Origin of the sequence: Citrobacter sp. Cb028, assembly GCF_030336705.1 — a bacterium.
In the GTDB taxonomy this organism is placed as follows: Bacteria; Pseudomonadota; Gammaproteobacteria; order Enterobacterales; family Enterobacteriaceae; genus Citrobacter; species Citrobacter braakii.
This window is the reverse complement of record NZ_JAOWCZ010000028.1, coordinates 230,727-244,286: the sequence shown is the minus strand read 5'-3', so window position 1 is coordinate 244,286 and position 13,560 is coordinate 230,727. Positions and strand designations below refer to the sequence as shown.

General features: G+C 53.1%; 10 protein-coding genes. 7 read left to right on the top strand and 3 right to left on the bottom strand.

Translation table 11 applies throughout. From position 1 onward, the window contains the following. The first annotated feature begins 4 nt into the window (after positions 1–4). The 3 genes from thrA to thrC are packed head-to-tail and all read left to right on the top strand — an operon-like array spanning position 5 to position 4,688. On the top strand, positions 5–2,467 hold the full coding sequence (gene thrA, locus OGV75_RS05955) for a bifunctional aspartate kinase/homoserine dehydrogenase I (protein WP_049268609.1): 2,463 nt from the start codon (positions 5–7) through the stop codon (positions 2,465–2,467). Between the two features lies 1 nt (position 2,468). Continuing rightward, positions 2,469–3,398 (top strand): homoserine kinase, encoded by a 930-nt coding sequence (thrB, locus tag OGV75_RS05950; protein ID WP_053389003.1) that lies wholly within the window; start codon positions 2,469–2,471, stop codon positions 3,396–3,398. A gap of 3 nt (positions 3,399–3,401) precedes the next feature. Next, complete coding sequence (gene thrC, locus OGV75_RS05945; protein WP_019078326.1) at positions 3,402–4,688, top strand: threonine synthase; 1,287 nt, start codon at positions 3,402–3,404, stop codon at positions 4,686–4,688. An 84-nt stretch (positions 4,689–4,772) separates the two neighbouring features. Here thrC and yaaA read toward each other — a convergent pair whose 3' ends face one another. Then, positions 4,773–5,546 (bottom strand): peroxide stress protein YaaA, encoded by a 774-nt coding sequence (yaaA, locus tag OGV75_RS05940; RefSeq protein WP_016155647.1) that lies wholly within the window; start codon positions 5,544–5,546, stop codon positions 4,773–4,775. Positions 5,547–5,623: 77 nt separating this feature from the next. Beyond that, complete coding sequence (locus tag OGV75_RS05935) at positions 5,624–7,054, bottom strand: alanine/glycine:cation symporter family protein (protein ID WP_046275507.1); 1,431 nt, start codon at positions 7,052–7,054, stop codon at positions 5,624–5,626. 274 nt (positions 7,055–7,328) lie between these two features. On the opposite strand from OGV75_RS05935, the gene tal reads away from it, so the two are divergent. The 3 genes from tal (at position 7,329) to OGV75_RS05920 (ending at position 10,412) form a co-directional block, all read left to right on the top strand. Then, complete coding sequence (tal, locus tag OGV75_RS05930) at positions 7,329–8,282, top strand: transaldolase (RefSeq protein WP_016151631.1); 954 nt, start codon at positions 7,329–7,331, stop codon at positions 8,280–8,282. Between the two features lie 110 nt (positions 8,283–8,392). Then, complete coding sequence (mog, locus tag OGV75_RS05925) at positions 8,393–8,980, top strand: molybdopterin adenylyltransferase (RefSeq protein WP_200013939.1); 588 nt, start codon at positions 8,393–8,395, stop codon at positions 8,978–8,980. A 124-nt stretch (positions 8,981–9,104) separates the two neighbouring features. After that, on the top strand, positions 9,105–10,412 hold the full coding sequence (locus OGV75_RS05920; RefSeq protein WP_016151633.1) for an MFS transporter: 1,308 nt from the start codon (positions 9,105–9,107) through the stop codon (positions 10,410–10,412). 34 nt (positions 10,413–10,446) lie between these two features. Here the strand turns inward: OGV75_RS05920 and satP are convergent, their stop codons facing one another. Beyond that, entirely contained in the window at positions 10,447–11,013 is a 567-nt protein-coding gene (gene satP / locus OGV75_RS05915) for an acetate uptake transporter (protein ID WP_047358362.1), read from the bottom strand. Between the two features lie 611 nt (positions 11,014–11,624). On the opposite strand from satP, the gene dnaK reads away from it, so the two are divergent. After that, on the top strand, positions 11,625–13,547 hold the full coding sequence (gene dnaK / locus OGV75_RS05910) for a molecular chaperone DnaK (RefSeq protein ID WP_016151634.1): 1,923 nt from the start codon (positions 11,625–11,627) through the stop codon (positions 13,545–13,547). The last annotated feature ends 13 nt before the right edge of the window (positions 13,548–13,560 follow it).

Here is a 13,560-nt window from a genome sequence, read left to right as displayed (position 1 = left end):
AACCATGCGAGTGTTGAAGTTCGGCGGTACATCAGTGGCAAATGCAGAGCGCTTTCTGCGGGTTGCCGATATTCTGGAAAGCAATGCCAGACAGGGGCAGGTCGCGACCGTTCTCTCTGCCCCCGCAAAAATTACCAACCATCTGGTGGCGATGATTGAGAAGACCATCGGTGGTCAGGATGCTTTAGCCAATATCAGCGACGCCGAACGCATTTTCTCTGAGCTGTTGGTGGGTCTTGCCGCCGCGCAACCGGGTTTCCCGCAGGCTCCGCTCAAAGCCTTTGTTGAACAAGAGTTTGCACAGATTAAGCACGTCCTGCACGGTATCAGCCTGCTGGGTCAGTGCCCGGACAGCATCAATGCTGCGCTTATTTGCCGTGGTGAAAAAATGTCGATCGCCATCATGGCTGGCCTGCTGGAAGCGCGCGGGCACAACGTGACGGTCATCGACCCGGTAGAGAAATTGCTGGCGGTAGGTCATTACCTCGAATCTACCGTTGATATCGCCGAATCTACGCGCCGCATAGCCGCCAGCCGTATTCCTGCGGACCATATGATTCTGATGGCAGGATTTACCGCCGGGAATGAGAAAGGAGAGTTAGTGGTGCTGGGGCGTAATGGCTCTGACTACTCTGCCGCCGTACTGGCCGCCTGTTTGCGCGCCGATTGTTGTGAGATCTGGACCGATGTCGATGGCGTATATACCTGCGATCCGCGCCAGGTACCCGACGCCCGACTGCTGAAGTCGATGTCTTATCAGGAAGCGATGGAGCTTTCTTACTTCGGCGCTAAAGTGCTGCACCCGCGCACCATTACCCCTATTGCCCAGTTCCAGATCCCGTGCCTGATTAAAAATACCGGCAATCCACAAGCGCCCGGCACGCTTATCGGTGCCAGCAGTGATGATGACGATTTGCCGGTAAAAGGGATTTCTAACCTCAATAACATGGCGATGTTTAGCGTCTCCGGCCCTGGGATGAAAGGCATGGTGGGGATGGCGGCGCGTGTTTTTGCCGTGATGTCGCGCGCAGGCATCTCGGTGGTGCTGATCACCCAATCCTCTTCTGAATACAGCATCAGCTTCTGCGTCCCGCAGGGCGACTGCGCGCGTGCGCAACGCGCCATGCAGGATGAATTCTATCTCGAACTGAAAGAAGGCTTGCTGGAGCCGCTGGCGGTGACTGAACGTCTGGCGATCATCTCGGTTGTTGGCGATGGTATGCGCACGTTGCGTGGCATCTCGGCGAAATTTTTTGCCGCGCTGGCTCGTGCGAACATTAATATCGTGGCAATCGCCCAGGGCTCGTCTGAGCGTTCCATTTCGGTAGTGGTGAATAACGACGACGCGACCACTGGCGTGCGTGTGACCCATCAGATGCTGTTCAACACCGATCAGGTGATTGAAGTATTTGTCATTGGCGTTGGCGGCGTGGGCGGTGCGCTGCTGGAGCAGCTTAAACGTCAGCAAACCTGGCTTAAAAAGAAGCATATCGATTTGCGCGTGTGCGGTGTGGCGAACTCGAAGGCCCTGCTGACCAACGTCCATGGTCTGAATCTGGAAAACTGGCAGTCGGAGCTGGAAAGCGCGAAAGAGCCTTTCAACCTGGGGCGCTTAATTCGTCTGGTGAAAGAATATCATCTGCTCAATCCGGTGATTGTCGACTGTACGTCAAGTCAGGCGGTCGCGGATCAGTATGCGGATTTCCTGCGCGAAGGCTTCCATGTGGTTACGCCGAATAAAAAGGCCAACACGTCGTCGATGGATTACTACCATCAGCTGCGTTTTGCTGCGGCGAAGTCTCGTCGTAAATTCCTGTACGACACCAACGTAGGCGCGGGCTTGCCGGTAATTGAGAACCTGCAAAATCTGCTCAGCGCGGGCGATGAACTGCAACGTTTCTCCGGTATTCTTTCTGGTTCGCTGTCGTTTATTTTCGGCAAGCTGGATGAAGGCATGAGCTTCTCCGAGGCTACCACCATGGCGCGTGAGCTGGGCTATACCGAACCCGATCCGCGTGACGATCTATCCGGTACGGACGTGGCGCGTAAGCTGCTGATCCTGGCCCGTGAAACCGGTCGTGAGCTGGAGCTTTCTGACATTGTTATTGAGCCGGTCCTGCCAAAAGAGTTTGATGATTCCGGTGATGTTTCCGCGTTTATGGCGAAATTGCCGCAGCTGGATGACGCCTTTGCCGCGCGTGTGGCGAAAGCCCGTGATGAGGGGAAAGTATTACGCTATGTTGGCAATATTGAAGAGGATGGCGTCTGTCGCGTGAAAATAGAAGCAGTAGACGGCAACGATCCGCTGTTCAAAGTGAAAAACGGTGAAAACGCGTTGGCGTTTTACAGCCATTATTATCAGCCGCTACCGTTGGTTCTGCGCGGATACGGCGCGGGTAACGACGTGACGGCGGCGGGCGTATTTGCCGACCTGCTACGCACCCTTTCATGGAAGTTAGGAGTCTGACATGGTGAGAGTTTATGCCCCGGCTTCCAGCGCCAATATGAGCGTCGGGTTTGATGTGCTCGGAGCGGCGGTAACCCCGGTGGACGGTTCGCTGTTAGGCGATGTGGTATCCGTTGAGGCGGCTGACCATTTCAGCCTCAACAACCTCGGTCGCTTTGCCAATAAGCTGCCGCCTGAGCCGCGAGAAAATATTGTCTACCAGTGCTGGGAGCGATTCTGTCAGGAGCTGGGTAAAAGCGTTCCGGTGGCGATGACGCTGGAAAAAAATATGCCGATTGGTTCCGGGTTAGGCTCCAGCGCGTGTTCCGTTGTGGCGGCGCTGGTCGCCATGAACGAGCATTGCGGTAAACCGCTCAACGATACGCGCCTGTTGGCGATAATGGGTGAGCTGGAAGGGCGTATCTCCGGCAGTATTCATTACGATAACGTCGCCCCGTGCTTTTTGGGCGGCATGCAGTTAATGATCGAAGAAAACGGCATTATCAGCCAGCAGGTGCCAGGCTTTGATGAGTGGCTGTGGGTCCTCGCGTATCCGGGAATTAAAGTGTCGACGGCAGAAGCGCGGGCGATTTTACCTGCGCAGTATCGCCGTCAGGACTGTATCGCCCACGGGCGGCATCTGGCTGGGTTTATCCATGCCTGCTATTCCCGTCAGCCAGGGCTTGCCGCGAAGCTGATGAAAGATGTCATTGCTGAGCCGTACCGTACCCGCCTGCTGCCAGGCTTTACCCAGGCGCGTCAGGCGGTAGCGGAAATCGGGGCGCTGGCCAGCGGCATCTCCGGTTCGGGGCCGACGCTGTTCGCTTTGTGCGACAAGCCGGATACGGCGCAGCGTGTAGCAGACTGGCTGGGTAAAAATTATCTGCAAAATCAGGAAGGCTTTGTTCATATTTGCCGGTTGGACACGGCGGGCGCACGGGTACTGGGATAATCAATGAAACTGTATAATCTGAAAGATCATAACGAACAGGTCAGCTTTGCACAGGCCGTCACGCAAGGGCTTGGCAAGAATCAGGGATTGTTTTTTCCGCACGATTTGCCGGAATTCAATCTGTCAGAAGTCGATGAGATGTTGAACCAGGATTTCGTTAGCCGCAGCGCGAAGATCCTTTCCGCATTTATCGGTGATGAAATCCCACAGGAGATTCTGGAACAGCGCGTGCGTGCGGCGTTTGCCTTCCCAGCGCCGGTTGCTCAGGTTGCCGCGGATATCGGCTGTCTGGAGCTGTTCCACGGCCCAACGCTTGCATTTAAAGACTTTGGCGGGCGCTTTATGGCGCAGATGCTGACGCATATCAGCGGCGACAAACCGGTCACCATTCTGACGGCGACCTCTGGAGACACTGGTGCGGCAGTCGCACATGCCTTTTATGGTCTGAAAAATGTGCGCGTGGTGATCCTTTATCCGAACGGCAAGATTAGCCCATTACAGGAAAAACTGTTCTGTACACTGGGCGGCAATATTGAAACCGTGGCGATTGATGGCGATTTTGATGCCTGTCAGGCGCTGGTGAAACAGGCGTTTGATGACGAAGAGTTGAAGGTGGCTTTGGGGCTGAATTCGGCTAACTCAATCAACATTAGCCGTCTGCTGGCGCAAATCTGTTACTACTTTGAGGCCGTGGCTCAACTGCCGCAAGAGGCGCGTAATCAACTGGTTATTTCCGTTCCCAGCGGCAACTTTGGCGATCTGACTGCCGGGCTGCTGGCAAAATCACTGGGCTTGCCGGTGAAGCGTTTTATCGCGGCGACCAACGTCAACGATACGGTTCCACGCTTTCTTGCACAAGGTGAGTGGGCGCCGAAAGCGACACAGGCGACGTTGTCGAATGCGATGGATGTCAGCCAGCCAAATAACTGGCCGCGGGTGGAAGAACTGTTCCGCCGTAAAATCTGGCGTCTGAATGAGCTGGGTTATGCCGCTGTTGACGATGCCACTACTCAGGACACGATGCGTGAGCTGCATGAGATGGGGTACACCTCAGAACCGCATGCGGCGGTGGCTTACCGTGCGCTGCGTGACCAACTGAACCCTGGCGAGTACGGCCTGTTCCTCGGTACTGCGCATCCGGCCAAGTTTAAAGAAAGCGTTGAAGAGATTCTTGACCTGACGCTGGCGCTGCCAAAAGCGCTGGCGGAACGCGCGGACCTGCCGCTGCTTTCTCATCACCTGCCTGCTGATTTTGCTGAACTGCGCAAGCTGATGATGACCCGCGGTTAACGGTTGTGCCCGCTGGCGCTTTGCTTAGCGGGCCTACAAAACCTGTCGGCCGGATTGGGCGTTCGCCGCCATCCGGCCTTTTTACTACTGCTCCTGGCGCTTAAACACCAGTTCGCCATTTCCTGACGCTTCTTCATCAAAGAAATAGCCTTCGCTGTTAAAGGCGGTCAGCTGTTCTGGCTGCGTTAAGCGGTTCTCAATAATGTAGCGACTCATCAGGCCGCGCGCTTTTTTGGCATAGAAGCTGATGACTTTGAACTTACCGTTCTTCTCGTCGAGGAAGACCGGTTTGATAAGCTCCGCATTGAGCTTTTTCGGCTTCACGGATTTAAAATACTCATCCGAGGCGAGGTTAATCACTACGCTGTCGCCTTGCGCTTCCAGCGCTTCGTTAAGTTTATCGGTGATGGTATCTCCCCAGAACTGGTAGAGATCTTTACCTTTCGCATTGGCCAGACGAATACCCATCTCCAGACGGTAAGGCTGCATCAAATCCAGCGGACGCAAAACGCCGTACAGCCCGGACAACATCCGTAAGTGTTGCTGAGCGAAGTCGAAATCCGCTTCGCTGAAGGTTTCAGCCTGCAGTCCGGTATACACGTCGCCTTTAAACGCCAGAATGGCCTGGCGCGCGTTTTCCGGCGTGAAATCAGGCTGCCAGTCATGGAAACGCGTGGCGTTCAGATCCGCCAGCTTGTCGCTAATTCCCATCAGCTTGCCAATTTGCGGAGCAGAGAGTTGGCGCGCCACGTGAATAAGCTGCTGAGAGTGATCCAGCAGTTCGGGCAATGTATGACGTGTCGTTGCCAGCGGACTTTGGTAGTCGAGCGTTTTTGCAGGTGAAATCAGAATCAGCATATCCAGTCCTTGCAGGAAATTTACTGCGACTTTAGCAAAAAAAACGACAGAATTGATCGATGGTTGCGATTGCCGCGCTATCCGCGCGGCGTCTCATCCCAGCTTTCGGGCGCAAGTTGTTGTCTGATATCAGGATAACGGCGCGGATCGAATTCTGGGCGCACCCCGAGTTTGCGTTGGCGTAGATAGTCGCAGGCGATAGTCTGCACAACCGGTGAAAGCAGCAGAATCGCCGTCAGGTTAGTGATGGCCATACACGCCATAATGATGTCCGCCAACTGCCAGACCAGCGGAACGCTGACTAACGTTCCGCCGATAACGGTGCTAACGGTGGCGATCCTTAATAGCCAGACGACGCGGATATTGTCCAGCTTCAGGAAAACGAGGTTATTTTCCGCATAGATGTAGTTGGCTACGATAGAGCTAAAAGCAAACAGAATCACAATTAACGCCACGAATCCGGCACCCCATTCTCCCGTTACTGAAACCATCGCTTTCTGGAGTAACTGGATGCCTTCCATCGGTACATAGCTGGCGTCATTACCCGCCAACAGAACAATCATCGCGCTGGCCGTACAGAGAATCAGCGTATCAACTAATACTCCGATCATTTGCACAATGCCTTGTGCCGCAGGATGCGGAGGCCAGGATGCTGCTGACGCGGCCGCGTTCGGAGTTGATCCCATTCCGGCCTCATTAGAAAACATACCGCGTTGAAAGCCGCTGGCAATGGCCTGGCTTAGTGTATACCCAGCGGCACCGGCTGCGGCTTCCTGCCAGCCAAAGGCACTTTTTATAATGGTCATGATAATGCCGGGGAGCTGTCCGAAATGCCACAGACAGATGACGATGCTGCAACCGACCCACAACAGCGCCATCATCGGAACGAACCATTGCATCAGGCGGGCAACGCCTTTAATGCCGCCAACGATTGCCAATAATGACACTATTGCCAGTGCGATACCGGTGAAGAGGGGAGGGATATCAAAAGCAAAGGTCAGCGCATGAGAGACCGAATTAGCCTGAACGCTGTTAAAAATCAGACCATAAGCAATGAGTAAAAAGATGGCAAAAAGAACGCCCATCCAGCGCATGCCCAGCCCACGCTCCATATACCACGCAGGACCGCCGCGAAACTGTCCCTTGCTGTCGCGCTCTTTATACAGTTGGGCAAGAGAGCTCTCGGCAAATGACGTCGCCATACCAATGATCGCCGAGACCCACATCCAGAACACGGCTCCCGCGCCGCCAGCGGCAATCGCCAACGCCACGCCCGCCAGATTTCCGCTACCGATACGTGCGGCAAGACTGGTGCATAAAGCCTGAAAGGAAGTTAAACCGCCCGGCTGCGGGCTGATGCTGTTTTTAAGACTTTTGCCAAACTGGCGAATATAGCGAAACTGAATAAACCCTGTACGCCAGGTGAACCAACATCCTGCGCCAAGCAGGAGGTAGATCATCACCGATCCCCAGAGTATTTCATTAATAAATGAGAAAAAATCAGGCATTAACATCCCTCTTGTTGATGCCGGTAAGCGCGAATATTCCCGTGTAAGCGCTACCAATAATCGACCAGTATATACCTTATAAGGTGATTGATTGCGGGAGTTTATCATAACAATCGTTATATCCCTTAATTGCGCATCACAGGCTTGGCGATGCGTAATCAGGGCTGAGCGGCTGGTCGGACAATCCAGGCGGTTGCGCTGAGAGTGCGTCGTGCTATCATCAGGGAAGATCGGTTACATCCCCCTAACAAGCTGTTTAAAGAGAATCGCTATCATGACGGACAAATTGACCTCCCTTCGTCAGTTCACCACAGTAGTGGCCGACACCGGAGACATCGCGGCAATGAAGCTGTATCAGCCTCAGGATGCCACAACTAACCCTTCTCTCATTCTTAACGCAGCGCAGATCCCGGAATACCGCAAGCTGATTGATGACGCTGTAGCTTGGGCTAAGCAGCAGAGCAACGACCGTGCGCAGCAGGTCGTCGACGCGACCGACAAGCTGGCAGTAAATATCGGTCTGGAGATCCTGAAACTGGTCCCAGGTCGTATCTCCACTGAAGTTGACGCTCGTCTGTCCTACGACACCGACGCGTCCATCGCTAAAGCAAAACGCCTGATCAAAATGTACAACGATGCTGGCATCAGCAACGATCGCATCCTGATTAAACTGGCTTCAACCTGGCAGGGCATCCGTGCCGCTGAGCAGTTGGAAAAAGAAGGCATCAACTGTAACCTGACTCTGCTGTTCTCCTTCGCGCAGGCACGTGCATGTGCAGAAGCTGGCGTATATCTGATTTCTCCGTTCGTTGGCCGTATTCTTGACTGGTACAAAGCCAATACCGACAAGAAAGAGTATGCACCGGCAGAAGATCCGGGTGTGGTTTCCGTAACGGAAATTTACGAGTATTACAAACAGCACGGTTACGAAACCGTAGTTATGGGTGCGAGCTTCCGTAACATCGGCGAAATCATTGAGCTGGCAGGCTGCGATCGTCTGACGATTGCTCCGGCACTGCTGAAAGAACTGGCGGAAAGCGAAGGTGCTATCGAACGTAAACTGTCTTTCTCCGGCGAAGTGAAAGCGCGCCCTGCACGCATCACCGAAGCTGAGTTCCTGTGGCAGCATAACCAGGATCCGATGGCTGTAGACAAACTGGCGGACGGTATCCGTAAGTTTGCTGTAGACCAGGGTAAACTGGAAAAAATGATCGGCGATCTGCTGTAATCATTAGTGCGTGGCCCTGATATGGGTCACGCTACCTCTTCTGAAACCTGTCTGTCCTTCCCTTCGCAGTGTATCATTCTGTTTAACGAGACTGTTTAAACGGAATAATCATGAATACTTTACGCATTGGCCTGGTTTCCATTTCTGACCGTGCTTCCAGCGGCGTTTACCAGGATAAAGGTATCCCGGCCCTTGAAGAGTGGCTGGCGTTAGCCCTTACCACCCCTTTTGAGCTGCAAACGCGGTTGATCCCGGATGAACAGGCGATCATCGAACAGACCTTATGCGAGCTGGTAGATGAAATGAGTTGTCATCTGGTGCTGACTACCGGCGGAACGGGTCCGGCCCGTCGTGACGTAACGCCTGATGCGACGCTTGCCGTAGCCGACCGTCAGATGCCGGGCTTTGGTGAACAGATGCGCCAGATAAGCCTGCACTTTGTGCCAACGGCGATTCTTTCCCGTCAGGTTGGCGTGATTCGCAAGCAGGCGTTGATCCTGAATCTGCCTGGGCAGCCAAAATCGATCAAAGAGACGCTGGAAGGTGTGAAAGATGCCGACGGTAAGGTTATCGTGCCGGGTATTTTTGCAAGTGTACCGTATTGTATACAGCTATTAGATGGGCCGTATGTGGAAACCGTAGCGACTGTTGTAGCATCTTTTCGTCCTAAAAGCGCAATACGCGATACAAAAGCCTGAAAGTAGCCCGATCGTGACATAAGTGCCAATGACAGTGGAGTATTGAATTGTTTACGATATAGTAATTTTTGCTTTACATATATCAACAAACAGATTCAATTACTTCACTGACTCATGGTTTGCTATGTCACAACACACTCGACCGCTGAATCGCCAGGATTATAAAACCCTAACGCTTGCTGCCCTTGGTGGTGCGCTTGAGTTTTATGATTTCATTATCTTTGTCTTCTTTGCCGCTGTTGTTGGCGAGCTCTTCTTCCCTGCAGACATCCCTGAATGGCTACGTCAGGTGCAAACCTTCGGCATTTTTGCCGCCGGCTATCTGGCGCGTCCGCTGGGGGGCATCATCATGGCGCACTTTGGCGATCTGGTCGGGCGCAAGAAAATGTTCACCCTGAGCATTTTGCTGATGGCGATACCGACGCTGGCGATTGGTCTGTTGCCTACCTACGCCTCAATGGGGATCCTTGCGCCGCTGCTGTTACTGCTGATGCGTATTTTGCAAGGCGCTGCCATCGGCGGAGAAGTTCCGGGCGCGTGGGTGTTCGTGGCGGAGCATGTACCGGAGCGTCGCATCGGCATTGCCTGCGGAACGCTGACTGCCGGCCTGACGGTGGGAATTCTGCTGGGGTCGGTGGTTGCGACGCTGGTGAACACCAGCCTGACGCAGCAGGCGGTGCATGATTACGGCTGGCGTATTCCTTTCTTGCTGGGGGGCGTGTTTGGGCTGGTGGCGATGTACCTGCGTCGCTGGCTGCAGGAGACGCCCATATTTCTCGAAATGCAGCAGCGTAAAGCGTTGGCGCAAGAGCTACCGGTGAAGTCAGTGGTGAGCAAACATAAAAAAGCGGTGGTTATTTCAATGCTGCTGACCTGGCTGCTTTCAGCCGGGATTGTGGTGGTGATCCTGATGTCACCAGTCTGGTTGCAGAAGCAGTATGGCTTTGCGCCGGCGCTAACGTTGCAAGCCAACAGTGTCGCTACCATTATGCTGTGCGTCGGTTGTCTGCTGGCCGGGTTTATTGTCGATCGGGTCGGCGCCAGCAAAACCTTTATTGTCGGCAGCCTGCTGCTGGCCTGTTCAAGCTGGTTTTTCTATCACCTGACCGGCAGCCATCCCCAGCATTTGTTCCTGTTATATGGGCTGGTGGGGTTATGCGTTGGCGTGGTGGGGGCTGTGCCTTATGTGATGGTGCGCGCGTTTCCGGCGGAAGTCCGCTTTACCGGAATATCCTTTTCTTACAACGTGTCGTACGCCATTTTTGGTGGTCTGACGCCAATCGCCGTCACGATGTTAATGAGCGTGTCGCCAATGGCTCCGGCCTGGTATGTGCTGGCGTTATCGCTGGTAGGGCTAGGTTTGGGGATTTGGCTTCGACAGGATCTTTATCATCGCGATTCGAGCGTACAGGCAGAGTTACAGCGCTTGTAAGGAATATCCCCCCGTCAGGGGGGATAGCATCAGATTAGTGCGCTTCACCAATCGGCAGGATGGTACGGCCAAACTGTTCGTTCAGCACTTCACCCATCGCCAGGTAAATGGCGCTTGCGCCACACACTAAGCCTACCCAGCCAGCAACGTGAATGATCGCTTCGTTACCCGCAATGTTGCCCACGGCCAGCAGGGCGAACAGCACTGTCAGGCTCAGGAACACGAACTGCAGCATGCGCGCCGCTTTCAGCGTACCGAAGAACATGAACAGAGTGAACACGCCCCACAGACCGAGGTAAGCGCCCAGGAACTGACTATTGGTTGCATCCGCCAGGCCCATTTTCGGCATCAGCAGGATCGCAACCAGCGTCAGCCAGAACGAACCGTAGGAGGTAAAGGCGGTTAAACCGAAGGTGTTGCCTTTTTTATATTCCAGCAGTCCGGCAAAAATTTGCGCGATACCGCCGTAGAAAATGCCCATCGCCAGAATAATAACGTCCAGAGCGAAGAAACCCGCGTTGTGCAGGTTAAGCAGAATGGTGGTCATGCCAAAGCCCATCAGGCCCAGCGGTGCCGGATTAGCCAACTTAGTGTTGCCCATAATTCCTCAAAATCATCATTGATTGAATGGTGAAATAGTTTCCCCGAATAACGATCGCTGTCTTCGGGGCGCGGCATGATAATCAGGGGAGAAGGCACTGTCTATGATCTAACGAAGGGAAAATGAATTATTTTCCCTGTGATGGGCATCACACTAGCCAGTTACGGCGGTGCTGCTCAGCAGAAGGCCCATAAGCAGGCTGGCGGAAAGGGTTAACACAGATTTCATGGAGTTTCTCTTTGACGGCTGCAAAAGTGTGTGACTTCAGACCAGATTACCGTCGTCATAAAAACGATTCATGCTCGTAATCTTTTATTTTTATTGCAATTTTCATGTGAATGGCTTTCCTGATTTAATTGGTTTTATGAATTAATTCTGGTTGGCGACTATTCATTTTTCTCTCTTTTTGCCTTTTTTCTGCGAATTTATTGCCACAAGGCTAAAAAAATTTTTCATGCCCCCCTTGATGACGTGGGTTACGACCCCATCTTGTAGACAACCGCAGTGGTGAGTCTGAAAAAAAACGATTCAGGGTAGTTGAAACCGCACGTTTCGCCCTTATTACAGATTCACAACCACATGATGACCGAATTTTTAGTGGAGACGTTTAGATGGGTAAAATTATTGGTATCGACCTGGGTACTACCAACTCTTGTGTAGCGATTATGGATGGCACTACTGCACGTGTGCTGGAGAACGCCGAGGGCGATCGCACCACGCCTTCTATCATTGCTTATACCCAGGATGGTGAAACTCTGGTTGGTCAGCCGGCTAAACGTCAGGCAGTGACAAACCCGCAAAACACCCTGTTTGCGATTAAACGCCTGATTGGCCGCCGCTTCCAGGACGAAGAAGTGCAGCGTGATGAAGCCATCATGCCGTACAAAATCATCGGTGCTGACAACGGTGATGCATGGATTGACGTAAAAGGTCAGAAAATGGCACCGCCGCAGATTTCTGCTGAAGTGCTGAAAAAAATGAAGAAAACGGCTGAAGATTACCTGGGTGAACCGGTAACTGAAGCAGTTATCACCGTACCTGCATATTTTAACGATGCTCAGCGTCAGGCAACCAAAGACGCCGGCCGTATCGCAGGTCTGGAAGTAAAACGTATCATCAACGAACCAACCGCAGCTGCACTGGCTTACGGTCTGGATAAAGAAGTCGGCAACCGTACTATCGCGGTTTATGACCTGGGTGGTGGTACTTTCGATATCTCTATTATCGAAATCGACGAAGTTGACGGTGAAAAAACCTTCGAAGTTCTGGCAACCAACGGTGATACCCACCTGGGTGGTGAAGACTTCGATAGCCGTATGATCAACTACCTGGTTGACGAATTTAAGAAAGATCAGGGTATCGACCTGCGTAACGACCCGCTGGCGATGCAGCGTCTGAAAGAAGCCGCTGAGAAAGCGAAGATCGAACTGTCTTCCGCTCAGCAGACCGACGTGAACCTGCCGTATATCACTGCAGACGCGACTGGTCCGAAACATATGAACATCAAGGTGACCCGTGCGAAACTGGAAAGCCTGGTTGAAGACCTGGTTAACCGTTCTATCGAGCCGCTGAAAGTTGCTCTGCAGGATGCTGGTCTGTCTGTTTCCGACGTTCAGGACGTTATCCTGGTCGGTGGTCAGACTCGTATGCCGATGGTACAGAAGAAAGTTGCTGAGTTCTTCGGTAAAGAGCCGCGTAAAGACGTTAACCCGGACGAAGCTGTGGCAATCGGTGCTGCCGTTCAGGGTGGTGTATTGACCGGTGATGTGAAAGACGTGCTGCTGCTGGACGTTACCCCGCTGTCTCTGGGTATCGAAACCATGGGTGGCGTGATGACTGCACTGATCGCGAAAAACACCACTATCCCGACCAAGCACAGCCAGGTGTTCTCTACTGCTGAAGACAACCAGTCTGCGGTAACCATCCATGTGCTGCAGGGTGAACGTAAACGTGCCGCTGATAACAAAGATCTGGGTCAATTTAACCTGGATGGCATCAGCCCGGCTCCGCGCGGTATGCCGCAGATCGAAGTTACTTTTGACATCGATGCCGACGGTATCCTGCACGTTTCCGCGAAAGACAAAAATAGCGGTAAAGAGCAGAAGATCACCATCAAGGCTTCTTCTGGTCTGAACGAAGAAGAAATTCAGAAAATGGTTCGTGAAGCAGAAGCGAACGCAGAATCTGACCGTAAGTTTGAAGAGCTGGTTCAGACCCGTAACCAGGGTGACCACCTGCTGCACAGCACTCGCAAGCAGGTTGAAGAAGCAGGCGACAAACTGCCGGCTGATGACAAAACTGCCATCGAGTCTGCACTGACCGCGCTGGAAACTTCTCTGAAAGGCGAAGACAAAGCGGATATCGAAGCGAAAATGCAGGCGCTGGCACAGGTTTCCCAGAAACTGATGGAAATCGCTCAGCAGCAGCACGCACAGCAGCAGGCTGGCGCAGCAGGTGCTGATGCTTCTGCAAACAACGCGAAAGATGACGACGTTGTCGACGCTGAGTTTGAAGAAGTGAAAGACAAAAAATAATCGCCCTTTGAAC

Bases quoted from the DNA above. Each gene is read 5' to 3' on its own strand.
- thrA (WP_049268609.1), top strand. From the start codon at position 5: ATGCGAGTGTTGAAGTTCGGCGGTACATCAGTGGCAAATGCAGAGCGC.
- thrB (WP_053389003.1), top strand. From the start codon at position 2,469: ATGGTGAGAGTTTATGCCCCGGCTTCCAGCGCCAATATGAGCGTCGGG.
- thrC (WP_019078326.1), top strand. From the start codon at position 3,402: ATGAAACTGTATAATCTGAAAGATCATAACGAACAGGTCAGCTTTGCA.
- yaaA (WP_016155647.1), bottom strand. From the start codon at position 5,546: ATGCTGATTCTGATTTCACCTGCAAAAACGCTCGACTACCAAAGTCCG.
- OGV75_RS05935 (WP_046275507.1), bottom strand. From the start codon at position 7,054: ATGCCTGATTTTTTCTCATTTATTAATGAAATACTCTGGGGATCGGTG.
- tal (WP_016151631.1), top strand. From the start codon at position 7,329: ATGACGGACAAATTGACCTCCCTTCGTCAGTTCACCACAGTAGTGGCC.
- mog (WP_200013939.1), top strand. From the start codon at position 8,393: ATGAATACTTTACGCATTGGCCTGGTTTCCATTTCTGACCGTGCTTCC.
- OGV75_RS05920 (WP_016151633.1), top strand. From the start codon at position 9,105: ATGTCACAACACACTCGACCGCTGAATCGCCAGGATTATAAAACCCTA.
- satP (WP_047358362.1), bottom strand. From the start codon at position 11,013: ATGGGCAACACTAAGTTGGCTAATCCGGCACCGCTGGGCCTGATGGGC.
- dnaK (WP_016151634.1), top strand. From the start codon at position 11,625: ATGGGTAAAATTATTGGTATCGACCTGGGTACTACCAACTCTTGTGTA.